The sequence below is a fragment of the Kluyvera sp. Awk 3 genome (assembly GCF_028069715.1).
In the GTDB taxonomy this organism is placed as follows: domain Bacteria; phylum Pseudomonadota; class Gammaproteobacteria; order Enterobacterales; family Enterobacteriaceae; genus Kluyvera; species Kluyvera georgiana_A.
Genome location: NZ_JANEWH010000001.1, coordinates 132,675 through 155,088, shown reverse-complemented (window position 1 = coordinate 155,088; position 22,414 = coordinate 132,675). Strand labels below are relative to the sequence as shown.

Sequence of the window (22,414 nt, the reverse complement as noted above, 5' to 3'; positions counted from 1 at the left end):
GGCGGGGGTTCAGGAAGGATTGAAAACGCACGAACCTTATCAGGCGTTGGCGTCTTTCACTTCGCGAATACGATCCTGATACTCGCGCAGCTTTTGCGGGGTCATCATACGACGCTGATCGTCGAGTACCACGCCGCCCACTTCATCGGCAATGTACTGCGCCGACTGGAGCATCAACTTGAAGTTTTGCAGCTCGTCACCGTAGCCCGGCACCTGCATGAAAATCGTCACGCCAGGGGTCTGCATATCGCTCATGTTGTCCGGATCAAAGGTACCGGGTTTGAGCATGTTTGCCAGGCTAAACAATGCCGGGCCGCTTCCATCCGGGCTAAGGTGGCGGTGGAAGATGTTCATGTCGCCAAACTTAAATCCGGCCTGTTGAATGCTGTTGAGCAACAACTCACCGTTAATGTGCGAGCCCTGGTGAGCGGATACGTTCATCACGATCACCGTCTCTTTACGCTCTGGCTTGACCGGCTGAGCAGGTTCCGGCGCGGGCTGAGCGACCGGCTCAGGCTGCTGTACCGGCTGCGGCGCTGGCGCTTCTACCGGCTGAGCGGGCTGTGGCGCAACGGGCTGCTGAGCAACCGGCTGCGGTTGCTGTACCGGCGCGTGCTGCGGCTGTTCAACAACCGGAGGGCGCACAGGCTGTTGCGGCTGCACAGGCTGCGGCGGTGGAACCGGCGCGTGCTGAGCAGGCTGATGCGGCTGTTGCACGGGCGGCTGCTGTACCGGCTCCTGCACGCGCGCAGGCTGAGGCGCCTGACGCTCGTAAGGCGGCTGGTACTGGTGTTGGGGCGCGTGACGAGGTGCTTCATGCTCCCCGGCAACCCCAGGGGCGTGATTGACCTTGTGGACACGAACTTCACCCACGCCTTCAACATTGTCATCAAAGTCATCTTCCGACTCATCGTCGGCATCACGAGACTTCATACGCTTGATTGGGCGATCGCGGAACATCGAGGAACGTTCTTTACGGCTCGTCCAGAAACCATGAACCAGTAAAGCGAGTATGGCGATCGCGCCAACAATGATTAATATCAGACGCAAATCCTGCATCATTATATTCTCTGTTGTTCTAACACCTTGCCACCACGGCAAACATTTACTCACTAAGAGTATTTGCCCATCACGTCAAGTGCAAGTGTACACATGACATTCACCGCATAAAGATGAATTAAATCGTACTTTTTGCTTGTTTTTCGAACATTTCTTAACTGGTCATTGTCCAACAACTCGCTAATATAGTGTCGTCTTTTAATGTAGTCAGACAAAGGAGCTTCATCTGACCATGGTTTCATCGTCCACCCCTGCCGCACGTAGCGGCGTTTACTATTTCTCTCAGGGCTGGAAACTGATCGGCTTGCCGGGCATTCGCCGATTCGTCATCTTACCGCTGTTGGTCAATATTGTGCTGATGGGCGGCGCCTTCTGGTGGCTGTTCAGCAAGCTGGAGAGCTGGATCCCCTCGCTGATGGGGCGTATTCCCGACTGGCTGCAGTGGCTGAGCTATCTGCTTTGGCCGGTTATCGTGATTTCGATTTTGCTGGTCTTCGGCTACTTCTTTTCTACTATCGCCAACTGGATAGCCGCACCGTTTAATGGCCTGCTGGCAGAGCAGTTGGAAGCGCGCTTAACCGGCGCAACTCCGCCGGATACCGGTATTGTCGGTATTATGAAAGACCTGCCGCGCATCATGAAACGTGAATGGCAGAAGCTGGCGTGGTATCTGCCGCGCGCCGTTGTGCTGCTATTGCTCTATTTCATTCCGGGCATTGGTCAGACGGTCGCACCGGTGCTGTGGTTCCTGTTCAGCGCGTGGATGCTGGCGATTCAGTACTGTGACTACCCGTTCGATAACCATAAGGTGCCGTTTAAAACCATGCGTGAAGCGCTGCGCACGCGTAAGGTCACCAACATGCAGTTTGGCGCGCTGACCAGCCTGTTCACCTTAATTCCGGTGCTTAACCTGGTGATCATCCCGGTAGCTATCTGCGGCGCGACGGCAATGTGGGTCGACTGCTATCGCGATAAACACGCGATGTGGAAGTAAGCGCCTGCTGTTTCAGGCAGTTGCTCAGGTGACTGGCATCGTAGAAGTGACAGTACTCGGCAATATCCCGCAGCGAGAGAACGTCTTGCTGCATTAAAAATCGGGCGTGACGCAGCCGTAGGGCGATTAAATACTGCTGCGGCGTCATCCCGGTTCGCTGTTTAAAACGGCGCTGAAAGGTGCGTAACGTCAGTGAATAACGTTCCGCCAGCGTCGTCCACTCTACTCTGGACTGCCAGTGACACTCTATCCATGAAAGCGCAAGGCATAACCGTTCCTCCACGCTGAGTTTCGCATTCGTTTTCTGGCGATAACCCGGCAACTGGCTCAGCAGCCGCAGCAGGAAAGTTTCCTGCTGCGCGCTACGCAGCATCTCACTCTCGTTGCACTCCCCCATCTCAGTGCAGGCAAATGCGTTAATCTCCCCCACTACCTTCAGCCACTCGGGGACCGCCATATACCATAACTGTGGCTCAGGTTCCTCAAACAGCAGCGCAGTACGACTTTTAAACCAGTTCAACTCTCCCAGCGGAACATGCAACAGGTTAATGGCGCAGGTTTCCCGCATTTCAGTAAAAGCGTGACGATCGTCGGCGCGCAGCGCCATAAAAGAGCCCGCGCGCATAAACCAGGGGTAGCCGTTGACGATATGGGTCATCGTCCCGGAGAGCAAAAAGAGTATTTCGTGATAATCGTGATCGTGCTCGGGGTAAGCGATGCCAGGCAACCAATATTGCACGCAAACACGATCGCCGGGGCGATTGAATATGCGGGATTGATGCAAAGTTTGCATGGCCATTTCCTGAGCTATCGTCAGAGTAGCGAAATTAAACCGCCGGCGATTAGCTTGTCAAACACCTTATTTTTAAAGGGAAATAATTTAAAAATCACGGCTGAAAATTGAGTTTTATTGTCCTCAGACAGCGCTTGAAAAAGCGTCATTTTCATTCTGTGAGGGCCAACACAGCTTCTGAGGATAAAAACGACAGGCTGGCCGAAGGGTGGCAATCAGATAAAAGTCAGCGACGCTTATTCGGGCTAACGTAGCGCCATCATTTCGCGATGGAGTGGAATTATATGGTCAGCACGATAAATAAGCAGGCTTATATCAGAATAAGCCTCTGTCTGTTTGTTTTCTATTTTGCATGGTCCACCAGCTGGTCATTTCTGGCAATCTGGCTGGCCGATAACGTCGGTCTGAACAGTGAAAAGATTGGCTTTGTCCTGTCAATCAACGCCCTGTTTGCACTGGCGATGAAGCCCGTCTGCGGCTATATCATGGATAAGCTCGGCCTCGGCAAACACCTGCTGGTCATCGTGACCCTCGCTTCGGTGCTGGCGGCTCCCTTTTTCATCTGGGTCTATCAACCGCTGCTCGGTTTTAATCTGATTGCCGGTATGCTGGTTGGCGCGCTGTATCTTTCCTTCGCGTATCTGGCGGGGGTGCTGGTATTTGAATCCTACGCCGACCGCTACAGCCGCGCCTGGTCTTTTGAGTTTGGCCGCGTGCGGATGTGGGGTTCGATGGGCTGGGCAGTGGCGTCGCTGTTTGCCGGGCAGCTGTTCAACCTGTCGCCGAGCTACAACTTCTGCGTCACATCGCTGGCCTGCGTGGTGCTGCTTATGCTGCTCGGCATGCTAAAAACGCAGGGCGAAGGTATCGACTGGCAGGCGGTGAACGCCGGGCAAAAAGCGCCGGTCAATAAAACTGACGTTAAAATGCTCTTTACCCAAAGTGGATTCTGGATCCTGATGCTCTTTTACGGCGGAATTATCTGGATGATGCAGAGCGCCGAACAGCAGTTCCCGCGTTATTTTGTCAGCTTCTTTGCCGACCATAAACAGGGTAACGCGATGCTCGGTTATATGGGTTCAGTTCAATCCGCCGTCGAATTCATTCTTATGTTTTCTATTCCCTGGCTGATTAATAAAGTCGGCGCGCGCAACGGTCTCTTGTTAGCGGGTTTTGTGATTGGACTGCGGCTGATTGTTTCCGCACTGGCGACCCACGCGTGGATGATTGCCATTATTAAACCCTTCTACGGTCTGGAAATGGCGCTGCTGCTGGTATCCATCTTTAAATATCTCTCCCTCTACTTCGATAAGCGCTTAACCGGTACCGTTTATATGGTCCTCGGCTGCTTTAACTACTTAGGTATTGCGCTCATCAACCCCATTGCCGGAATGCTCTACGATCGCTACGGCTTCGCCAAAACCTACCTGGTGATGGGCGTCATTGCCTGGGTGATTACGCTTATCGGCATTCAGGTGCTCGGTAAAGGACGCTATGGCCGCACCTCGCCAGCGCCGATCTCCGCGACTCAGGGCTAACGCATATCATGCCTCATCCACATGGATGGGGCTTATACCTTGTCTTATTCCATCCCGCTTGCCATTATTTCCCTTCAGTATATAGATATGCGAAATCCTTACTTCCGCAGAATCTTTAAGCAGGTATGCTGGTCCAGTACCCCAAATTTCATACAGTTAAGGACAGGCCATGAGTAAGATTTTTGAAGATAACTCCCTGACTATCGGTCATACGCCGCTGGTACGACTGAACCGCATCGGTAACGGGCGCATCCTGGCGAAGGTTGAATCACGTAACCCGAGCTTCAGCGTCAAATGCCGTATCGGTGCCAATATGATTTGGGATGCCGAAAAACGCGGTGTACTGAAACCGGGTATCGAGCTGGTTGAACCGACCAGCGGTAACACCGGTATCGCTCTGGCCTATGTCGCTGCCGCTCGCGGTTACAAACTGACGCTGACCATGCCGGAAACCATGAGTATCGAACGCCGTAAGCTGCTGAAAGCGCTGGGCGCGAACCTGGTGCTGACTGAAGGCGCGAAAGGGATGAAAGGCGCGATTCAGAAAGCGGAAGAAATCGTCGCCAGTAACCCGGAAAAATATCTGCTGCTGCAACAGTTCAGCAACCCGGCTAACCCGGAAATTCACGAAAAAACCACCGGCCCGGAAATCTGGGAAGATACCGACGGACAGGTTGACGTTTTCATTGCAGGCGTGGGCACCGGCGGTACGCTGACCGGCGTGTCTCGCTATATTAAAGGCACAAAAGGCAAAACGGATCTGATTTCCGTCGCCGTTGAACCTACCGACTCCCCGGTTATCGCTCAGGCGCTGGCCGGTGAAGAGCTGAAGCCAGGCCCGCATAAGATCCAGGGGATCGGCGCTGGTTTCATCCCGGGCAACCTCGATCTGAAGCTGATCGATAAAGTCGTCGCGATTACCAATGAAGAAGCCATCTCCACCGCGCGTCGCCTGATGGAAGAAGAAGGTATTCTGGCTGGGATCTCTTCCGGTGCAGCGGTTGCCGCAGCGCTGAAACTCCAGGAAGATGAAACCTTTACCAATAAGAATATTGTGGTTATCCTACCATCTTCGGGTGAACGCTATTTGAGCACGGCGTTGTTCGCAGATCTCTTCACTGAGAAAGAACTGCAACAGTAATGCCAGCGCGTTAAAATTGTGTAAAAAAGCACCCTTTTGGGTGCTTTTTTGTGGTGCACGTCAAACTTTTACCCCCCCTGGCATTGCTTCACCTCCGTAGGTCTGGTATTTAACCATCATATTTATTTTGAGCCGCGAAATTATTCATTACAGCTTTTCCTGTGCTGAATCGATTTTATGATTTGGTTCAAATCCTGCTTTCGCGGCATAATGTTTAATGATAAGCGAAACGTCAAAGGCCAGAAGCGTCTGCGTCGGAAGGTTTGTCGCCGATGGTAGTGCTGATTTTGTGGACGTCGCTTGAATTGAGTAATACAGGCTAAAGTGTAGCCACCAGGCTAGACTTTAGTTCCACAACACTAAACCTATAAGTTGGGGAAATATAATGTTCCAGCAAGAAGTTACCATTACCGCTCCGAACGGTCTGCATACCCGCCCTGCTGCTCAGTTTGTTAAAGAAGCGAAAGGCTTCACTTCTGAGATCACTGTGACTTCCAACGGCAAAAGCGCTAGCGCGAAAAGCCTGTTCAAACTGCAAACTCTGGGCCTGACTCAGGGTACTGTTGTCACCCTGTCCGCAGAAGGTGAAGACGAGCAGAAAGCAGTTGAGCATCTGGTTAAACTGATGGCTGAACTCGAGTAAGTTCAACGAGTTCTTTTAAATATCAGTCACAAGTAAGGTAGGGTTATGATTTCAGGCATTTTAGCATCCCCGGGTATCGCTTTCGGTAAAGCATTGCTGCTGAAAGAAGATGAAATTGTCATCGACCGGAAGAAAATTTCTGCCGATAAGGTTGAGCAGGAAGTTGAGCGTTTTCTGAACGGTCGCGCTAAGGCGTCCGCGCAGCTCGAAGCTATCAAAACTAAAGCTGGCGAAACTTTCGGTGAAGAAAAAGAAGCCATCTTCGAAGGGCATATCATGCTGCTCGAAGATGAGGAGCTGGAGCAGGAAATCATAGCCCTGATTAAAGATAAGAACATGACGGCTGACGCGGCTGCGCATGAAGTTATCGAAGGTCAGGCGACTGCCCTGGAAGAACTGGATGATGAATACCTGAAAGAACGTGCGGCTGACGTACGTGACATCGGTAAGCGCCTGCTGCGCAACATCCTGGGTCTGGCGATTATTGACCTGAGCGCGATTCAGGACGAAGTTATCCTGGTTGCCGCTGACCTGACGCCGTCAGAAACCGCACAGCTGAACCTGAAAAAGGTGCTGGGTTTCATCACTGACGTCGGTGGCCGTACTTCCCACACTTCTATCATGGCGCGTTCCCTGGAACTGCCAGCGATCGTGGGTACCGGTAGCGTCACCACTCAGGTGAAAAATGGCGACTATCTGATTCTGGATGCCGTAAACAACGTGGTTTACGTCAACCCAACCAACGAAGAAATTGACAAGCTTCGTGCCGTTCAGGAGCAGGTTGCTTCTGAGAAAGCCGAACTGGCAAAACTGAAAGATCTGCCGGCAATCACCCTTGATGGCCACCAGGTTGAAGTTTGTGCCAACATCGGTACCGTGCGTGATATCGACGGTGCTGAGCGTAACGGCGCTGAAGGTGTTGGTCTGTACCGCACCGAATTCCTGTTCATGGACCGCGACGCGCTGCCAACTGAAGAAGAACAGTTTGCTGCGTACAAAGCCGTTGCTGAAGCCTGTGGCTCTCAGGCGGTGATTGTTCGTACCATGGATATCGGCGGCGATAAAGAGCTGCCGTACATGAACTTCCCGAAAGAAGAGAACCCGTTCCTGGGCTGGCGTGCCGTGCGTATCGCGATGGATCGTAAAGAGATCCTGCGTGACCAGGTACGCGCCATCCTGCGTGCTTCCGCTTTCGGTAAGCTGCGCATCATGTTCCCGATGATCATCTCCGTTGAAGAAGTGCGTGCACTGAAGAAAGAGATCGAGATCTACAAACAGGAACTGCGTGACGAAGGTAAAGCGTTTGACGAGTCAATCGAAATCGGCGTGATGGTGGAAACACCGGCGGCGGCGACAATTGCGCGTCATTTAGCCAAAGAAGTTGATTTCTTTAGTATCGGCACCAATGATTTAACGCAGTATACTCTGGCAGTTGACCGTGGTAATGATATGATTTCACATCTTTACCAGCCAATGTCGCCGTCTGTCCTCAATTTGATCAAGCAAGTTATTGATGCTTCTCATGCTGAAGGCAAATGGACTGGCATGTGTGGTGAGCTTGCAGGCGACGAACGTGCTACACTTCTGTTGCTGGGGATGGGTCTGGACGAATTCTCTATGAGCGCCATTTCTATCCCGCGCATTAAGAAGATTATCCGTAACACGAACTTCGAAGATGCGAAGGTATTAGCAGAGCAAGCACTTGCGCAACCAACAACAGACGAATTACTGGCGTTGGTTAACAAGTTCATTGAAGAAAAAACAATCTGCTAATCCACGAGACGCGGCCCAAATTACTGCTTAGGAGAAGATCATGGGTTTGTTCGATAAACTGAAATCTCTGGTTTCTGATGATAAAAAAGACACCGGAACCATTGAGATCATTGCACCGCTCTCTGGTGAAATCGTCAACATCGAAGACGTACCGGATGTAGTGTTTGCTGAGAAAATCGTTGGTGATGGCATTGCTATCAAACCGACCGGCAACAAAATGGTTGCGCCGGTTGACGGCACCATCGGTAAAATCTTTGAAACCAACCACGCTTTCTCTATCGAATCCGATAGCGGCATCGAGCTGTTCGTTCACTTCGGTATCGACACCGTTGAACTGAAAGGCGAAGGTTTCAAACGTATCGCGGAAGAAGGCCAGCGCGTGAAAGTTGGCGACACCGTTATCGAGTTCGATCTGCCGCTGCTGGAAGAGAAAGCCAAGTCTACCCTGACGCCGGTTGTTATCTCCAACATGGACGAGATCAAAGAGCTGACCAAGCTTTCCGGTAGCGTTACCGTGGGTGAAACTCCGGTGATTCGCATTAAGAAGTAATTCTTAACCGCATATAAAAATGGCGCCGATTGGCGCCATTTTTTTTGCCTGTAGGCCTGATAAGCGCAGCGCCATCAGGCAATATGCCATACGATTGCCGGATGGCGGCGCAAGCGCCTTATCCGGCTTACCAATTACAGCTGCGAGGTCACCGGGCGAAAGCATGGCTCGCGCATCAGGATTTTCATCCCCTCCGGGCCACTTTCCAGTATCCGACGTTCGGAATCGGACACCTGCAGCTCACATTGATAACCACCGGTGACGCCGAACATCGCACGCGCGACGCAGGCATCCTCCAGCGCATTTTGCCCACTGGTATCATAATGGCCCACCAGACGCCCGTTATGGCGAATAACCAGACGGTAGCTCTTCATCGCACCTCCTCTGCCGGCGGCAGAATTAATTCATCGCAGCCGCATTTCTGCGTCCAGCTCATCACCTCAAGCACCCGCTGTGCCGCATCATGGGCGGCATCGGACAGCGTTTTTTTCTGCACAATGCCGCTAATCAGCTCGGCGCAGAACAGATCGCCAGTGCCTTTTAAGTCCGTTTCCAGACGTGGATGGTCAATGATGGCCGTAGATTCCGCGGTCACTACCGCCACCGTAATATTTTCTGTCGACTGGCCCGGCGCGCTGGTGATCACCACCCATTTTAGCGTCTCAGATAACAGCGATTGCGCTGCCGCAATCGCCTCATTCAACGTGCCACAGGGCTTACCACTCAGCATTTCCAGCTCAAATACGTTCGGCGTTAGCCCCTGCGCCAGCGGCAACAGGTGCGTACGATAGGCCTCTGGAATTTCTGCCTTCACATACATCCCGCTGTCGACATCGCCAATTACCGGGTCGACCAGAATGCAGATATCCGGATGCGTGATCTTCACCATTTTCAGCCACTGCGCCAGCAGCGCAATCTGCTCAGCGCTGCCCATATAGCCGGTGGTCACGGCCTTCAGCTCGCGCAACGCGTCACGTTCATTCAGTGCGGTGAGATAACCGCCAAACCATTCGCCGGGAATAATTCCACCGTAGAACGTCTCGTAATGCGGCGTGTTGCTAAACAGCACCGTTGGTACCGCGGTGACCCGTAGGCCATGCGCTTTTATGGCCGGAACGGCAATGCTGTTGCCGACGCAGCCATAAACCACCAGAGACTGCACGGCAACGATATCCGTTTGCAGCGCGCGGTGCGTATCGTTGAAGAGCACCGACTGTATTTCACTATCCTGCCCCATCTCCTTCTCCTCATGACTCTGGACAGCGGGCGAGCGCCTCACTATTATCGTCATATGCTAAATTTCATTTTGTCATAGGTCAATAATGATCGACGGAAAAAGCGCCAACGAAATCTTTGACAGTATTCGTCAGCATATCACCAGCGGCCAACTGGCGAAGGGTGAAACGCTGCCGCCGGTCAGGGAACTGGCTGCAAGACTGGGGGTAAACCGTAATACGGTGGCGTCTGCCTACAAACGGCTGGTGACCTCAGGGCTGGCGCTAAGCCTGGGACGCAACGGCACCGTTGTGAAAGAGACACCTGCGCCAACGGCACTGGAAGGTGGGAATCCGCATACGCCGCTCACCGATCTTTCCAGCGGCAATCCGGCGACGACCAGATTACCTGACCTGGCGCGTTATCTTTCGCACATCAGCCGCACGCCACGCCTTTACGGTGATGCACCGGTGTCTCCAGCGCTGTATGACTGGGCGCTGGAATGGATGCAGGATGCCATGCCCGCCGCCGGCGATATCGACCTGACCAACGGCGCGGTGGATGCCATTGAGCGCCTGCTCTGCGCGCACTTGCTCCCCGGCGACAGCGTGGTTGTGGAAGACCCCTGCTTTCTCAGCAGCATTAGCATGCTGCGCTACAGCGGTTTTAATGCCAGCCCGGTAGAGATTGATGGCGAAGGACTGGTGGCGGAAAAGCTTGAACTGGCGCTCGCCAAAGGCGCGCGCGCGGTGATTTTAACGCCACGCGCCCACAACCCCACAGGCTACAGCCTGAGCGCCGCTCGCGCCGCCGCTATCCAGCAGGTGCTGAGTCGCTACCCGCAGGTACTGGTTATTGTCGATGACCACTTTGCGCTGCTGTCGTCCGCGGCCTGGCATCCGGTACTCACGCCGCAAACCCAGCACTGGGCCGTGGTTCGATCAATGTCTAAAACGTTAGGCCCGGACCTGCGGCTGGCTTTTGTCGCCAGCGACCCGGCCACGTCAGCCAGGCTAAGACTACGGCTTAACGCCGGTAGCCAATGGGTCAGCCATCTGTTACAGGATCTGGTTTACGCTTGCCTGGCGGACGAAGCCTACCAACGTACTCTCACCGAATCCCGCCTGTTTTATGCTGGCCAACAGCAGAAACTGGCTGAGGCACTGGGCCGCCACGGTGTAGACGGCGTGCTTCAGGGGGACGGCCTGAACCTATGGCTACCGCTTGCAACCCCCAGTCAGCGTACAGCGTTTGCGCTGGCAAAAGCAGGCTGGCTGGTCCGCGAAGGTGAAGCGTTTGGCGTCAACGCGCCCGCGCACGGCCTGCGTATCACCCTTTCAACCCTTAACGACAACGACATCAATCGTCTGGCGTCCGATATTTATCATGCGCTTAGCCTCTGACAGGAGAACATCCATGCGCGTCCATTTTGTGCTTCACGAATCGTTTGAATCCGCAGGCGCTCACCTCCCCTGGGCCGAGTCTCGCGGCCACGACGTTAGCTGGACTCACGTCTATCGGTATGAAAGCGTCCCCGACAACGCTGACGGCTTTGATATGCTGGTGGTGTTCGGCGGACCTCAGTCGCCACGTACTACACTTGCCGAGTGCCCCTACTTTGATTCACAAGCCGAGCAGCGGTTGATTCGTCAGGCGATAGACGCCGGGCGCACCGTCGTCGGCATCTGCCTGGGTTCGCAGCTGATTGGTGAAGCGCTAGGCGCAGCCGTTTGTCAGAGCCCGGAAAAAGAGATTGGTCACTACCCGATTATCCTCACCGCAGCAGGCCAACAGCACCCGCTGTTCAGCCACTTTGGCTCACCGCTCACCGTCGGCCACTGGCACAACGACATGCCGGGCTTAGCCGCCGGAACGGTCATTCTGGCCGAAAGTGATGGCTGTCCACGTCAGATCGTACAATATGGCGATAAGGTGTACGGCTTCCAGTGCCATATGGAATTTACCGCCGAGGCGGTTGAAGGGCTGATTCAACACTCTGAACAGGAGTTGGCTGAGGCCAAAGGCAAGCCATTCATTCGCTCAGTAGATGAGATGCGTACCCATGATTATCGTGAAATGAACCAGAAACTGTGGGAATTTCTTGATAAGCTGACCCAATCGCCCTCCAGTTCGTCTACGGCGCAGCGCCACCGGGATCGCACACGGTTATAAGGAGAATACATGCCAGCATCATCGCTAAGAGCCGTTATCGAAGCCTGCGACCGCGCCATCTCGCAGGAAGACTACGCCACGTTGATGGAATACTATGCCGACGACGCCACCCTGGTCGTCAAGCCGGGGATGGTAGTCAGCGGCAAGGAAAACATCCGCAAAGCGTTTATCGCCATCGCTGATTACTTTCAGCATCGACTGGTGGTAACGCAGGGTCGTATGGAGATTATTGAAGGGGGCGATAACGCGCTGGTGATTATGGAAACGCGGTTAGATATCCCGCTCGCCGAAGGGGGCACGACACAGGTCACGCGCCGTGCGACCTACGTGTTTCGCCAGCAGGAAGGGCGTTGGCTGTGCACGGTAGACAACTCCTACGGCACCGACCTGCTGGATAGTCCTGCGGTTTAGATCCCCGCCCCCTGGCTGAAGTGCTCTTCGCCAAACACGCCGGTAGACAGGTAGCGATCGCCGCGATCGCAGATGATCGCTACCACCACAGCTCCCGGATTCTGTTCCGCTACGCGAATCGCGCCGGCAACCGCGCCACCGGAACTGACGCCGCAGAACACCCCTTCTTTTACCGCCAGCGCGCGCATGGTATTTTCCGCGTCGTTCTGGTGAATATCCAGCACCTGGTCCACCAGGCTGGCGTTGAAAATCCCTGGCATATACTCGGCAGGCCAGCGGCGAATGCCCGGAATGCTGCTGCCCTCTTCCGGCTGTAGGCCAACGATGGTGACTGCTTTCTCCTGTTCGCGCAGAAAACGCGACACGCCGGTAACGGTGCCGGTGGTGCCCATGCTGGAAACAAAATGGGTGATACGCCCTTCTGTTTGCTGCCAGATTTCCGGGCCGGTGGTGGTGTAGTGTGCGTACGGGTTGTCCGGATTGTTGAACTGATCCAACAGCTTGCCTTCACCGCGTTGGGCCATCTCCAGCGCTAAATCGCGGGCGCCTTCCATCCCCTGTTCTTTGGTCACCAGAATCAATTCGGCGCCGTAAGCACGCATCGCCGCACGGCGTTCCTGACTCATGTTATCCGGCATCAGCAGCTTCATGCGGTAGCCTTTCAGCGCGGCAATCATCGCCAGTGCAATACCGGTATTTCCGCTGGTGGCTTCAATCAGTACGTCGCCCGGTTTGATTTCACCACGCTTTTCCGCCTCGACGATCATCGACAGCGCCGCGCGGTCTTTTACCGACCCTGCCGGGTTGTTACCTTCCAGTTTGATCCAGATTTCGCTGCCGTTTTCCGGCCCCAGACGCTGTAATTTGACCAGCGGCGTGTTGCCGATCGTTTGTTCTAATGTATTCACTTCTGCTGTCCAATAAAAAACCCGGCAGCGTTTTGCGTACCGGGCCGTCGGCCGGGCAAGCGTAGCGCCCCCCGGCAAAACCACGTGCGATTAAGCTATCAGGCCGTTTCGGCCAGAGCAAGCGTCTCATGGGATTCGATCCGCTCGTCACCATGATACAAACGCGCGTTCTGTAAGCCGACAAACAGACGCTCGCCGCGCAGCGGCGCGTCGTCACCGCGCATCACCACGGTTAGCGGATCGTGATACCACCCCAGCGGCTGCACGACTAATTGGGTGTAGTGCCCTTTCGGGCTGGCTTCCAGCACCTGCACTGGCAGCGGCGAATCGAGGCTGGTGCGACGGCTGACATCCACTTCCCACGGACGCAGGAACAGATCCACGGGCCCCTGATAAGATGGCGTGTAGCCTAGCGGCCAGCGGTGCGCGCCAACGTGGAACTGCCCGCCGCGCACGATACCCTGCAGACGGTTCACTTCGCCCATAAACTCCAGCACGAAGCGGGTAGCTGGCTCGCGCCATACCTGATCCGGCTCGTCGGCTTGTTCAATATTGCCCTGGCTCATCACCACCACGCGGTTAGCAACTTCCATCGCCTCCTCCTGGTCGTGGGTGACGAACACGCTGGTGAATTTCAGCTCTTCATGCAGCTGACGCAGCCAGCGACGCAGCTCTTTACGCACCTGCGCATCCAGCGCGCCGAACGGTTCATCGAGCAGTAAAATTTGTGGCTCCACCGCCAATGCGCGAGCCAGCGCCACACGCTGCTTTTGTCCGCCGGAAAGCTGCGCCGGATAGCGATCGGCAAGGTGCGCCAGTTGCACCATCTCCAGCAGTTTGGTCACTTTCGCTTTAATGGTGGCGGCATTGGGTCGTTCACGACGCGGCAGCACCGTCAAACCGAAAGCAATGTTGTCAAACACCGTCATATGGCGGAACAGCGCATAGTGCTGGAACACGAAACCCACCTTACGATCGCGCGCATGCAAGCGACTGACGTCAGAGCCGTGGAAACGGATGTGCCCACTGGTCTGGTGCTCCAGCCCGGCGATAATACGCAGCAGCGTGGTTTTCCCGGAGCCAGAGGGCCCCAACAGCGCGACCATCTGGCCGGAAGGGATATCCAGAGAGATATCATTCAGCACCTGGGTGCGACCAAAAGATTTCTTAATATTGGCAATCTCAATGCTCATGATTTCCCTCCTGTTGCGCGCGTTTTTCTTGATTATGCAAACGCCACTGCAACGCACTCTTTAAAAACAACGTCAGAATCGCCATCAGGGTCAGCAGCGCCGCCGCGGTAAAGGAACCGACGGCGTTGTAATCCTGTTCAAGCAGTTCAATCTGTAACGGTAACGACAGGGTCTCGCCGCGAATTGAGCCGGAAACCACCGATACCGCGCCGAACTCGCCGATAGCGCGAGCGTTGGTCAACACCACGCCGTACAGCAGCGCCCAGCGAATATTCGGTAACGTCACGCGTCTGAACATTTGCCAGCCGGACGCGCCAAGCAGAATCGCCGCTTCATCTTCCTGACTACCCTGGCTGAGCATCACCGGGACCAGCTCGCGAACCACAAACGGACAGGTGACGAAGATGGTCACCAGCACCATGCCCGGCCAGGCAAACATAATTTGCAGGTTGTGTGCTTCCAGCCAGCCGCCAAGCGGACCGTTGGAGCCGTAAAACAGCAGATACACCAGACCCGCTACGACCGGCGAGACTGCAAACGGGATGTCCAGCAGCGTCAGCAGCAACTGACGGCCCGGGAAGTCAAAACGCGTCACCAGCCAGGCGAGCAGCACGCCGAATACCAGGTTTACCGGCACGGTAATCAGCGCAATCATCACCGTCAGCCAGATGGCGTGCAGCATGTCCGGATCGGCCAGGTTTTGTAATACCGGCATTAATCCTTTGCTGAACGCCTGGATGAAGATATAAATCATCGGCACCAACAGGATAAGGGCCGAAACCAGTACCCCGGTACCTATCAGAAACCATTTGCCCCAGTTAAAGCGGGGCGCGTCATAACGCTTCAATTGAGTCACTTCCGCCATTAATGACCTACCACACGCCGACCAAAGCGACTTTGCAAAGTATTGATGGTGAACAGCAGCAGCAGAGAGGCTGCAAGGATCACCGAAGCAATCGCACTCGCCGCCGGATAATCAAACTCCTGCAGGCGAATAAAGATCATCAGCGAGGTCACTTCCGTCTTCCATGCGATGTTGCCAGCGATGAATATCACCGCGCCAAACTCGCCGAGGCTACGCGTAAAGGACAGCGCCACACCCGCCAACAGCGCCGGAGACAGCTCCGGCAGCACCACTTTACGGAAGCTCTGCCAACGCGTTGCGCCCAAGGTTTCTGCCGCTTCTTCATACTCCGGGCCTAATTCCTCCAGCACGGGCTGCACGGTACGCACCACGAATGGGATACTGGTAAACGCCATTGCCACCGCGATGCCGATCCAGGTATAGGTCACCTTGATATCAAACTTCGCCAGCCATTCGCCGTACAAACCGTTTACCGAGAACAGCGATGCTAACGTCAGGCCAGCCACAGCCGTCGGCAGCGCGAACGGCAGATCCATCAAGGCATCCAGCAACGTGCGGCCAGGAAAACGGTAGCGCGTTAAAATCCACGCCATCAACAGACCAAATACGCCGTTAAAGATAGAGGCGACAAATGCCGACAACAGCGTCACCTTATAGGCAGCGACCACCTGCGGGTTGCTGATCACCTCCCAATACTGCGACCAGCTCATCTCAGCGAGCTGCATCACCAGCGCGCTGAGCGGCAGTAACAGAATCAAACAGACAAACAGCAGACTGGTGCCGAGGCTTAAGGTAAAGCCCGGCAGCACACGCCTGGAGGAAACAGCAAACATTACTTACGCCCCGCCGCTAACAGCTTGTCTAACTCGCCACCGCTGGCGAAGTGCGTCTTCATCACTTCCGGCCAGGCACCAAACTTGTCCTCCACGCGGAACAGTTCTGTTTGCGGGAATTTATCTTTCAGCTTATCCATCACCTGCGGGTTATTCACGCGGTAGTAGTAATCGGTGATGATGGTCTGCGCCTGCGGGCTGTACAGATAGTTCAGGTAAGCCTTCGCCGCTTTCTCGGTACCGTTGGCCTTCACGTTTTTATCCACCCATGCCACCGGGAACTCCGCAAGAATATTGACCTTTGGCACCACCACTTCAAAGCCCTGTGCTTCATACTGTTTGCGGATGTTGTTCACTTCGGATTCGAAAGTGATCAGCACATCGCCCAGACCACGCTCCACGAAAGTGGTGGTTGCGCCACGGCCGCCGGTATCAAACACTTCGACGTTTTTCAGGAACTGGGTCATAAACTGCTCGGTTTTCGCTTTATCGCCACCGTCAGCTTGATCCGCCGCGCCCCACGCCGCCAGATAGGTATAGCGCGCGTTACCGGAGGTTTTCGGGTTCGGGAAAATCAGCTTCACGTCCGGGCGCACCAGGTCATTCCAGCTGTGGATATTCTTCGGGTTGCCCTTACGTACCAGGAACGCCATGGTCGAATAGAACGGCGAACTGTTATTCGGCAAACGCGCCTGCCAGTCCGCCGGAATCAGATTGCCCTTGTCATGCAGAATCTGCACGTCGGTTACCTGGTTATAAGTTACAACGTCTGCTTTTAAGCCCTGCAGAATTGCCAGCGCCTGTTTGGAAGAACCGGCATGGGACTGCTTGATTGTCAGTTTGTCCCCCCCATTCTCCTGCGCCCACTGCTGCTCAAACGGCGTATTCAGGGCGGCAAACAGCTCGCGGGAAACGTCATAGGAGCTGTTCAACAGTTCCGTCGCCTGCGCCTGAGCCATCAGCAGCACAGATGCCGCCAGAGTCAGGTATCCTTTTTTCAGTAACTTAATCGCCATTGCGCACCCTATAGTGTGAGGACTTTCTGAGCATCAGTGTATTTATAACGGGTACTAAAGGAGTAACGGTTTTATATACCGTTTAGTGATTTGGAAGTTGAAAAGGGAATAAGGATTTTTAACATAACAGGAATATCTGGATAACGCCTCGCAAGAAAGCTACCCGTGCCTTGCCATTGCGGCAGGTCTGATTCCAAATAGTCAGATTCATGGTGAGAAAATCGTCACCATTGTAAAATGAGATGTACATTATCAGGAGAAAACCATGAGAACTATCAGCTACAGCGAAGCAAGGCAGAACCTCTCAGACACCATGCGCCAGACAGCGGAAGAGCGTACACCAATCCTCATCACCCGACAAAACGGCGAAGCCTGTGTACTGATGTCGCTTGAAGAGTACAACTCACTCGAGGAGACAGCCTGGTTGATGCAGTTCCCTGCAAATGCTAAGCGACTGATGGATGCAGTGGAAGAGCTGAAATCCGGAAATGGCATTCAAAGAGATTTAATCGAATGAGACTTATCTGGTCATTACAGGCATGGGATGATTATCTGTACTGGCAGGAAACGGATAAGAACATGATCAGGAAAATCAATGAGCTTATCAGGGAGATAAAACGTACACCTTTTACCGGCAAAGGAAAACCAGAACCGCTGAGACACAGTCTGGCAGGATACTGGTCCCGCAGAATTACGTTAGAGCATCGCCTGGTTTACAGTGTAGAAGACGATGCTCTTATGATTGCCGCCTGTCGCTACCATTATCAGGCCACTAAACACATGGCCTCTGAAGAGAGCGCAGCTTACAACGCCACCAGCTTATCCAGCGAAGGCGCAAAGTAATACCCACCGGTCACCGGCTTAGTAAAGCGCAGCATTGCGTCACGCTTACCGTCGGTATCGCCAAACATGCTCAGCAACTGCTGTTCAATATTGTGCAAACGCGCGCAGTAAGCGCAAAAGTACAGGCCGTGCGTACCGCTGGCCGTGCCGTACGGCAGGCTCTGACGCACAATCTTCAGTCCTTTACCATCTTCTTTCAGGTCTACGCGAGTCAGGTGCGAGGTTTCCGGACGATCGTCGCCGTCGATCTCTTCGTTGGCTTCTTTGGTACGGCCAATCATCATTTCCTGATCCGGGACGCTCATGCGGTTAAGCTGCTTGAGGTTGTGCTCCCAGCGCTGCACGAAAACATAGCTGCCGCCCGCGTCGACGCCGTCTTTGATCACCGCCACTTCACGACGGGTTTCTTCACCGGCCGGGTTTTCAGTACCATCAACAAAGCCGCTCAGGTCGCGTTCTTCAACCCAACGGAAGCCGTGTACTTCTTCCTGCACGTCCAGCGAGTCGCCAAAAGCGGCCAACGCGGCCTGGGCCACGGAGAAGTTCACGTCATGACGCAGAGAGAGGATGTGGATCAGTACGTCAAACTGCGTGGAAGGCGCCAGCCCCTTGCCATACTGAGGAAAATCTTTCAGTTCCTCAGCGCCCACGCCGCCACTCAGCTCGCGCCAGGTGTCGTGGCCAAACGCAACTACCGCGCCTAAATGCGCTTCCGGGAATTTTTCCTGGAACGCCGCCAGCTTTTCGGCAAAAATTTTGCTGCCGGCACGCAGGGCGTTAACGTCCCCTTTCACATTGGCTTCAATCCAAATCGCCGCGCGGCAATGTTCCGGCAAAATGCCGCTCTGAACCTGAGACATCGCTCCTCCTGAAAATAAAATGCCACGACGTCGTGGCATAGAAAAACCTCACATATTGTACCCGTTTTTCACCGCAGCGGGTCAATTCCACATCAAATTTAGCGTCGCCAGATGATTTTCGATAGCGTCCAGTTTTTCAGCGCGTCGTCAGGTGGCATGAGGCCCTGCGGCCCCTGCCAGGTGCCGGAGAACTGGTAGCTAATGTGCTGGCTGTCTTTCGCTTTACATTCCACGACGTTACTCTCGTCTCCGCTTGCGGCCTGGCAGTGACCATACGCTTTGTCGTAGAGCGTATTGAAGGCCGTGCCGACCTGCGCCCCGTCGGCGGCGACAATGCCGTCCTCCAGCACATCAACACGACTGACGGTACCGCTGTCACCGTTGATGACCATTGCCACCTTGTCACCACGCAGCGCTTCAAAATAGCGGACGATGTTGCCGTCATGCGCCTTCATGCCGCTACGTAGGCGGTAATCGCTGCCGAGTGCGTCGCTAATCGCCTGCTCGCTCAGCGCCGTGGTGCCGGTAATGCCGCCAACGCCCTGCTCGGTCACGCCAGCAGAAGATCCAAACCAGTTCCACGGATAGGCCGCCGACCAGTTAACCGAAGACAACGTTGAACAGCCGGTCAGCGCCAGCGGCAGTGCACACAAGAGTAAACGCAGCGATTTCATTCCTACTTCCTATAAATTCAAGTCAGGCCTATTGGAGTCCAGTAAACACAAAAAGTGCCGTTCAATCTGTGACATCACGAAAACAGGCGCGTAAACGTCGATTGCTCAGCAGCCACCACAGAGCATAAATATCGAGAACCAGCAGGCTTACTCCAACGCCGGAGACGGCTTCGCCGCTGAGCCACAACCACGGCTGCCAAAACAGGAGAATCAACTGGGCCACAACTAACGCCGGATGAAGGAGACGCCATAAACGCGGGTAGACATGTCGCCGTCCGCTAAGCAAAAACGCCAGCACCGCCGGTACGCCGGGCAGCAGGCCAATCCAGAAGAGACTGTGGTCGGGGTAGAACAAATTCAGTAAGGCATCGCCCTGATCGCGGGAGGCCCCCGCCATCAGGAATAATACCCACGTCCGCGCTTGCAACAACAGCAGGCACCAGAACAGAAACGGCAAACGCAGACGGCCCTGCGCATCGTAATCAGCGGGCGAAAAATCAGTACTCTTCATCTTCGATCAGGCGCTTTCCTAAGCTTTGGGCATCGGCATGTTCATAGCCCAGGCGCTCGTACATGCCCAGCACCACGTCGTTTTCTTCGCGCACCATAATCTGGATTTTCGGACAGCCGCGAGCAATGAGTTTTTTCTCAAGACGGTTGAGCAACGCGTTGGCAATGCCGCGCCCGCGATACTCCGGGTGCACGCCGAGATAGTAGGCCGATCCGCGATGGCCGTCATAGCCGCCCATGATGGTGCCAACCACTTCGCCGTTCACTTCCGCCACCAGAAACAGGCTGACGTCATGATTCACCTTCCGTTCGATGTCCATCTCAGGATCGTTCCATGGTCGCAGCAGATCGCATCGCTCCCACAGGGTGATGACCTCTTCAAAGTCCGACTGGCGAAAAACGCGTATCTCCATGGTATTGCCCACCTTTTCAGGTTTAAAAACAGTGATTATGGCGTGAACGGCCAATTTAGCCAATATCTGACGCGGCACAGTGAAAAAAATGGCATAATAAGGTACAGACACGTATTGAAATGAAAAGTAAAACAATTCTCATCGCGAACAGTCGTAACCAAAATCGCGATACGATATAACATACAGATTCTTGTTTTTACAACTCAGGCCGGAATGAGCACGTTTAAACCTTTAAAAATACTGACTTCGCGCCGTCAGGTGCTAAAAGCCGGATTGGCTGCGCTCACGCTGTCGGGAATCGCGTCTCAGGCAGCCGCGAAAGACACAACATTAAAAACCAGCAATGGTCACAGCAAACCGGCGAAAAAGTCTTCGAATCGCCGACTGGTCATGTTGGACCCAGGCCACGGCGGTATTGATACCGGCGCAATTGGCCACAACGGTTCCAAAGAAAAGCACGTCGTACTGGCGATAGCTAAAAACGTGCGCGCCATTTTGCAGAAAAACGGTATCGACGCCAAACTGACCCGTTCAGGCGACACCTTTATTCCGCTGTACGATCGGGTTGAGATTGCCCACAAGCACGGCGCGGACCTGTTTATGTCGATCCACGCCGATGGTTTTACCAATCCGTCCGCTGCGGGGGCGTCGGTGTTTGCCCTCTCCAACCGCGGGGCCAGTAGCGCCATGGCAAAATATCTGTCAGACCGTGAAAACGCCGCCGATGAACTGGCGGGTAAAAAGGCCAAGGATAAAGACCATCTGCTCCAGCAGGTGCTGTTCGATCTGGTACAAACCGATACCATCAAAAACAGCCTCACGCTCGGCTCGCACGTGCTGAAGAAAATCAAGCCCGTGCATAAGCTGCACAGCCGCAGCACTGAACAAGCCGCGTTCGTGGTGCTGAAGTCGCCGTCGATCCCGTCGGTGCTGGTGGAAACCTCGTTTATCACCAACCCGGCGGAAGAAAAACTGCTGGGTACGGCCGCGTTTCGCCAGAAAATAGCCGATGCCATTGCTTCTGGCATCATCAGCTACTTCCACTGGTTCGATAACCAGAAAGCCCACGCGAAGCGCCGCTGATGAAGATTAACGTAGAGCAGGTCAAAGCCTTTCTGCTCGGGCTACAGGACGATATTTGTCGGCAGCTTGAGCAGCTCGATGGCAGCGCATTTATTGAAGATAGCTGGCAGCGTGAAGCCGGCGGCGGAGGCCGCAGCCGGGTGCTACGCGACGGCGCGCTGTTTGAGCAAGCGGGCGTGAATTTCTCCCACGTACACGGCGACGCCATGCCCGCTTCCGCCACGGCGCACCGTCCGGAGCTGGCAGGACGTAGCTTCGAAGCGATGGGCGTCTCGCTGGTTATCCATCCGCGCAATCCTTATGTGCCCACCAGCCACGCCAATGTGCGCTTTTTTATTGCTGAAAAGCCCGGTGCAGAGCCGGTGTGGTGGTTCGGCGGCGGTTTCGATTTAACCCCCTACTACGGCTTTAACGAAGACGCCGTGCACTGGCACACCGTCGCACGCGACCTGTGCCAACCGTTTGGCGACGACGTCTACCCGCGCTACAAAAAGTGGTGCGACGACTACTTCTATCTTAAGCATCGTAACGAGCAGCGCGGCATTGGCGGCCTGTTCTTTGACGATCTGAATACGCCAGACTTCGATCACTGCTTTGGCTTTATGCAGGCGGTGGGGAAAGGTTTTACCGACGCCTATCTGCCGATCGTCGAGCGTCGTAAAGATATCGCCTACGGCGAACGCGAGCGTGATTTCCAGCTCTACCGTCGCGGGCGCTACGTTGAATTTAATCTGGTGTGGGACAGAGGCACGCTGTTTGGCCTGCAAACCGGCGGGCGCACAGAGTCGATTCTGATGTCGATGCCGCCGCTGGTGCGCTGGGAGTATAACTACCAGCCGGATGAAAACAGCCCGGAAGCGGCGCTGAGCGAATTTATCAAAGTGAAAGACTGGCTTTCGTAAGCCTGATAAACGAAGCGCCATCAGG

The 22,414-nt window shown here is 54.6% G+C and carries 25 protein-coding genes and 1 pseudogene; 13 read left to right on the top strand and 13 right to left on the bottom strand.

Translation table 11 applies throughout. The features are described 5' to 3' along the window. Positions 1 to 39 precede the first annotated feature (39 nt). A complete protein-coding gene (gene zipA, locus NNN71_RS00710; protein ID WP_064543710.1) occupies positions 40 to 1,062 on the bottom strand; it encodes a cell division protein ZipA in 1,023 nt (340 codons plus the stop codon). Between the two features lie 229 nt (positions 1,063 to 1,291). Between zipA and cysZ the strand changes: the two genes are divergently transcribed. Continuing rightward, positions 1,292 to 2,053: a sulfate transporter CysZ gene (cysZ, locus tag NNN71_RS00705; RefSeq protein WP_065355855.1), complete on the top strand. Its 762-nt coding sequence runs from the start codon at positions 1,292 to 1,294 to the stop codon at positions 2,051 to 2,053. Here cysZ and NNN71_RS00700 read toward each other — a convergent pair. Continuing rightward, positions 1,989 to 2,846 carry a helix-turn-helix domain-containing protein gene (locus NNN71_RS00700; RefSeq protein WP_271457670.1) on the bottom strand — a complete coding sequence of 286 codons (858 nt, stop codon included), beginning with the start codon at positions 2,844 to 2,846 and terminating at the stop codon, positions 1,989 to 1,991. The genes cysZ and NNN71_RS00700 overlap by 65 nt on opposite strands. Positions 2,847 to 3,130: 284 nt before the next feature. Here NNN71_RS00700 and NNN71_RS00695 point away from each other — a divergent pair, with 284 nt between their 5' ends. The 5 genes from NNN71_RS00695 (at position 3,131) to crr (ending at position 8,491) form a co-directional block, all read left to right on the top strand. Next, on the top strand, positions 3,131 to 4,384 hold the full coding sequence (locus tag NNN71_RS00695; protein ID WP_164092351.1) for an oligosaccharide MFS transporter: 1,254 nt from the start codon (positions 3,131 to 3,133) through the stop codon (positions 4,382 to 4,384). Positions 4,385 to 4,553: 169 nt separating this feature from the next. Next, positions 4,554 to 5,525, top strand: a complete 972-nt coding sequence (gene cysK, locus NNN71_RS00690; protein WP_163446109.1) for a cysteine synthase A — start codon at positions 4,554 to 4,556, stop codon at positions 5,523 to 5,525. 385 nt (positions 5,526 to 5,910) lie between these two features. Continuing rightward, positions 5,911 to 6,168, top strand: a complete 258-nt coding sequence (gene ptsH / locus NNN71_RS00685) for a phosphocarrier protein Hpr (protein WP_002913505.1) — start codon at positions 5,911 to 5,913, stop codon at positions 6,166 to 6,168. 45 nt (positions 6,169 to 6,213) lie between these two features. Further along, on the top strand, positions 6,214 to 7,941 hold the full coding sequence (gene ptsI, locus NNN71_RS00680) for a phosphoenolpyruvate-protein phosphotransferase PtsI (protein ID WP_167575281.1): 1,728 nt from the start codon (positions 6,214 to 6,216) through the stop codon (positions 7,939 to 7,941). Between the two features lie 40 nt (positions 7,942 to 7,981). Further along, on the top strand, positions 7,982 to 8,491 hold the full coding sequence (gene crr / locus NNN71_RS00675; protein WP_065355860.1) for a PTS glucose transporter subunit IIA: 510 nt from the start codon (positions 7,982 to 7,984) through the stop codon (positions 8,489 to 8,491). Positions 8,492 to 8,625: 134 nt separating this feature from the next. On the opposite strand, the gene NNN71_RS00670 is transcribed toward crr, so the two are convergent. Next, the gene (locus NNN71_RS00670) at positions 8,626 to 8,865 is read right to left on the bottom strand and encodes a cytoplasmic protein (protein WP_271457669.1); all 240 of its coding nucleotides are present in this window, start codon (positions 8,863 to 8,865) and stop codon (positions 8,626 to 8,628) included. After that, on the bottom strand, positions 8,862 to 9,728 hold the full coding sequence (gene pdxK / locus NNN71_RS00665; protein WP_271457668.1) for a pyridoxine/pyridoxal/pyridoxamine kinase: 867 nt from the start codon (positions 9,726 to 9,728) through the stop codon (positions 8,862 to 8,864). Before pdxK ends, NNN71_RS00670 begins: the two co-directional genes overlap by 4 nt. Before the next feature lie 85 nt (positions 9,729 to 9,813). Here pdxK and ptsJ point away from each other — a divergent pair, with 85 nt between their 5' ends. From ptsJ to NNN71_RS00650, 3 genes are read left to right on the top strand one after another with little or no spacing between them, the layout of a single operon-like run. After that, positions 9,814 to 11,109, top strand: a complete 1,296-nt coding sequence (gene ptsJ, locus NNN71_RS00660; protein WP_271457667.1) for a MocR-like B6 salvage transcription factor PtsJ — start codon at positions 9,814 to 9,816, stop codon at positions 11,107 to 11,109. Between the two features lie 13 nt (positions 11,110 to 11,122). Next, positions 11,123 to 11,878 (top strand): type 1 glutamine amidotransferase, encoded by a 756-nt coding sequence (locus NNN71_RS00655; RefSeq protein WP_271457666.1) that lies wholly within the window; start codon positions 11,123 to 11,125, stop codon positions 11,876 to 11,878. Between the two features lie 9 nt (positions 11,879 to 11,887). Next, positions 11,888 to 12,289 (top strand): YybH family protein, encoded by a 402-nt coding sequence (locus NNN71_RS00650; RefSeq protein WP_163446115.1) that lies wholly within the window; start codon positions 11,888 to 11,890, stop codon positions 12,287 to 12,289. Here the strand turns inward: NNN71_RS00650 and cysM are convergent. The 5 genes from cysM to NNN71_RS00625 form a co-directional block, all read right to left on the bottom strand. Continuing rightward, the gene (gene cysM, locus NNN71_RS00645; protein ID WP_271457665.1) at positions 12,286 to 13,197 is read right to left on the bottom strand and encodes a cysteine synthase CysM; all 912 of its coding nucleotides are present in this window, start codon (positions 13,195 to 13,197) and stop codon (positions 12,286 to 12,288) included. The genes NNN71_RS00650 and cysM overlap by 4 nt on opposite strands. A gap of 98 nt (positions 13,198 to 13,295) precedes the next feature. Continuing rightward, on the bottom strand, positions 13,296 to 14,390 hold the full coding sequence (gene cysA / locus NNN71_RS00640) for a sulfate/thiosulfate ABC transporter ATP-binding protein CysA (protein ID WP_271457664.1): 1,095 nt from the start codon (positions 14,388 to 14,390) through the stop codon (positions 13,296 to 13,298). Continuing rightward, positions 14,380 to 15,255, bottom strand: a complete 876-nt coding sequence (cysW, locus tag NNN71_RS00635) for a sulfate/thiosulfate ABC transporter permease CysW (protein WP_163446118.1) — start codon at positions 15,253 to 15,255, stop codon at positions 14,380 to 14,382. Before cysW ends, cysA begins: the two co-directional genes overlap by 11 nt. Beyond that, positions 15,255 to 16,088 (bottom strand): sulfate/thiosulfate ABC transporter permease CysT, encoded by an 834-nt coding sequence (cysT, locus tag NNN71_RS00630; RefSeq protein WP_065355867.1) that lies wholly within the window; start codon positions 16,086 to 16,088, stop codon positions 15,255 to 15,257. Before cysT ends, cysW begins: the two co-directional genes overlap by 1 nt. Further along, a complete protein-coding gene (locus NNN71_RS00625; protein ID WP_163446119.1) occupies positions 16,088 to 17,104 on the bottom strand; it encodes a sulfate ABC transporter substrate-binding protein in 1,017 nt (338 codons plus the stop codon). Before NNN71_RS00625 ends, cysT begins: the two co-directional genes overlap by 1 nt. 265 nt (positions 17,105 to 17,369) lie before the next feature. Here NNN71_RS00625 and yefM point away from each other — a divergent pair, with 265 nt between their 5' ends. Beyond that, a complete protein-coding gene (gene yefM / locus NNN71_RS00620; protein WP_271457663.1) occupies positions 17,370 to 17,621 on the top strand; it encodes a YoeB-YefM toxin-antitoxin system antitoxin YefM in 252 nt (83 codons plus the stop codon). Continuing rightward, positions 17,618 to 17,869: pseudogene (locus NNN71_RS00615) on the top strand (Txe/YoeB family addiction module toxin); the annotation flags it as partial. The gene yefM and the pseudogene NNN71_RS00615, both read left to right, overlap by 4 nt. A gap of 38 nt (positions 17,870 to 17,907) precedes the next feature. On the opposite strand, the gene NNN71_RS00610 reads toward NNN71_RS00615, so the two are convergent. The 4 genes from NNN71_RS00610 to NNN71_RS00595 form a co-directional block, all read right to left on the bottom strand. Next, positions 17,908 to 18,807, bottom strand: a complete 900-nt coding sequence (locus NNN71_RS00610) for a Dyp-type peroxidase (RefSeq protein ID WP_271457662.1) — start codon at positions 18,805 to 18,807, stop codon at positions 17,908 to 17,910. A gap of 98 nt (positions 18,808 to 18,905) precedes the next feature. Continuing rightward, complete coding sequence (locus tag NNN71_RS00605) at positions 18,906 to 19,481, bottom strand: RpoE-regulated lipoprotein (RefSeq protein WP_271457661.1); 576 nt, start codon at positions 19,479 to 19,481, stop codon at positions 18,906 to 18,908. A gap of 61 nt (positions 19,482 to 19,542) precedes the next feature. Further along, positions 19,543 to 19,992, bottom strand: coding sequence for a DUF2919 domain-containing protein (locus NNN71_RS00600; RefSeq protein WP_167575276.1), 450 nt, complete (start codon positions 19,990 to 19,992; stop codon positions 19,543 to 19,545). Then, on the bottom strand, positions 19,979 to 20,404 hold the full coding sequence (locus NNN71_RS00595) for a GNAT family acetyltransferase (RefSeq protein WP_035891508.1): 426 nt from the start codon (positions 20,402 to 20,404) through the stop codon (positions 19,979 to 19,981). The genes NNN71_RS00600 and NNN71_RS00595 overlap by 14 nt, the downstream gene beginning before the upstream one ends. A 213-nt stretch (positions 20,405 to 20,617) precedes the next feature. Between NNN71_RS00595 and amiA the strand changes: the two genes are divergently transcribed. Both amiA and hemF read left to right on the top strand, forming a co-directional pair. Beyond that, entirely contained in the window at positions 20,618 to 21,487 is an 870-nt protein-coding gene (gene amiA / locus NNN71_RS00590; RefSeq protein WP_064543656.1) for an N-acetylmuramoyl-L-alanine amidase AmiA, read from the top strand. Next, entirely contained in the window at positions 21,487 to 22,389 is a 903-nt protein-coding gene (gene hemF / locus NNN71_RS00585) for an oxygen-dependent coproporphyrinogen oxidase (RefSeq protein WP_167575275.1), read from the top strand. The genes amiA and hemF overlap by 1 nt, the downstream gene beginning before the upstream one ends. The last annotated feature ends 25 nt before the right edge of the window (positions 22,390 to 22,414 follow it).

Excerpts from the sequence above, each read along its gene's own strand:
- ptsJ (WP_271457667.1), top strand. The coding sequence starts at position 9,814 with ATGATCGACGGAAAAAGCGCCAACGAAATCTTTGACAGTATTCGTCAG.
- NNN71_RS00595 (WP_035891508.1), bottom strand. The coding sequence starts at position 20,404 with ATGGAGATACGCGTTTTTCGCCAGTCGGACTTTGAAGAGGTCATCACC.
- NNN71_RS00655 (WP_271457666.1), top strand. The coding sequence starts at position 11,123 with ATGCGCGTCCATTTTGTGCTTCACGAATCGTTTGAATCCGCAGGCGCT.
- cysW (WP_163446118.1), bottom strand. The coding sequence starts at position 15,255 with ATGGCGGAAGTGACTCAATTGAAGCGTTATGACGCGCCCCGCTTTAAC.
- NNN71_RS00670 (WP_271457669.1), bottom strand. The coding sequence starts at position 8,865 with ATGAAGAGCTACCGTCTGGTTATTCGCCATAACGGGCGTCTGGTGGGC.
- zipA (WP_064543710.1), bottom strand. The coding sequence starts at position 1,062 with ATGATGCAGGATTTGCGTCTGATATTAATCATTGTTGGCGCGATCGCC.
- NNN71_RS00600 (WP_167575276.1), bottom strand. The coding sequence starts at position 19,992 with ATGAAGAGTACTGATTTTTCGCCCGCTGATTACGATGCGCAGGGCCGT.
- NNN71_RS00625 (WP_163446119.1), bottom strand. The coding sequence starts at position 17,104 with ATGGCGATTAAGTTACTGAAAAAAGGATACCTGACTCTGGCGGCATCT.
- yefM (WP_271457663.1), top strand. The coding sequence starts at position 17,370 with ATGAGAACTATCAGCTACAGCGAAGCAAGGCAGAACCTCTCAGACACC.
- NNN71_RS00695 (WP_164092351.1), top strand. The coding sequence starts at position 3,131 with ATGGTCAGCACGATAAATAAGCAGGCTTATATCAGAATAAGCCTCTGT.
- cysK (WP_163446109.1), top strand. The coding sequence starts at position 4,554 with ATGAGTAAGATTTTTGAAGATAACTCCCTGACTATCGGTCATACGCCG.
- cysZ (WP_065355855.1), top strand. The coding sequence starts at position 1,292 with ATGGTTTCATCGTCCACCCCTGCCGCACGTAGCGGCGTTTACTATTTC.
- crr (WP_065355860.1), top strand. The coding sequence starts at position 7,982 with ATGGGTTTGTTCGATAAACTGAAATCTCTGGTTTCTGATGATAAAAAA.
- hemF (WP_167575275.1), top strand. The coding sequence starts at position 21,487 with ATGAAGATTAACGTAGAGCAGGTCAAAGCCTTTCTGCTCGGGCTACAG.
- ptsI (WP_167575281.1), top strand. The coding sequence starts at position 6,214 with ATGATTTCAGGCATTTTAGCATCCCCGGGTATCGCTTTCGGTAAAGCA.
- cysT (WP_065355867.1), bottom strand. The coding sequence starts at position 16,088 with ATGTTTGCTGTTTCCTCCAGGCGTGTGCTGCCGGGCTTTACCTTAAGC.
- NNN71_RS00700 (WP_271457670.1), bottom strand. The coding sequence starts at position 2,846 with ATGCAAACTTTGCATCAATCCCGCATATTCAATCGCCCCGGCGATCGT.
- NNN71_RS00650 (WP_163446115.1), top strand. The coding sequence starts at position 11,888 with ATGCCAGCATCATCGCTAAGAGCCGTTATCGAAGCCTGCGACCGCGCC.
- ptsH (WP_002913505.1), top strand. The coding sequence starts at position 5,911 with ATGTTCCAGCAAGAAGTTACCATTACCGCTCCGAACGGTCTGCATACC.
- NNN71_RS00605 (WP_271457661.1), bottom strand. The coding sequence starts at position 19,481 with ATGAAATCGCTGCGTTTACTCTTGTGTGCACTGCCGCTGGCGCTGACC.
- cysA (WP_271457664.1), bottom strand. The coding sequence starts at position 14,390 with ATGAGCATTGAGATTGCCAATATTAAGAAATCTTTTGGTCGCACCCAG.
- NNN71_RS00610 (WP_271457662.1), bottom strand. The coding sequence starts at position 18,807 with ATGTCTCAGGTTCAGAGCGGCATTTTGCCGGAACATTGCCGCGCGGCG.
- amiA (WP_064543656.1), top strand. The coding sequence starts at position 20,618 with ATGAGCACGTTTAAACCTTTAAAAATACTGACTTCGCGCCGTCAGGTG.
- pdxK (WP_271457668.1), bottom strand. The coding sequence starts at position 9,728 with ATGGGGCAGGATAGTGAAATACAGTCGGTGCTCTTCAACGATACGCAC.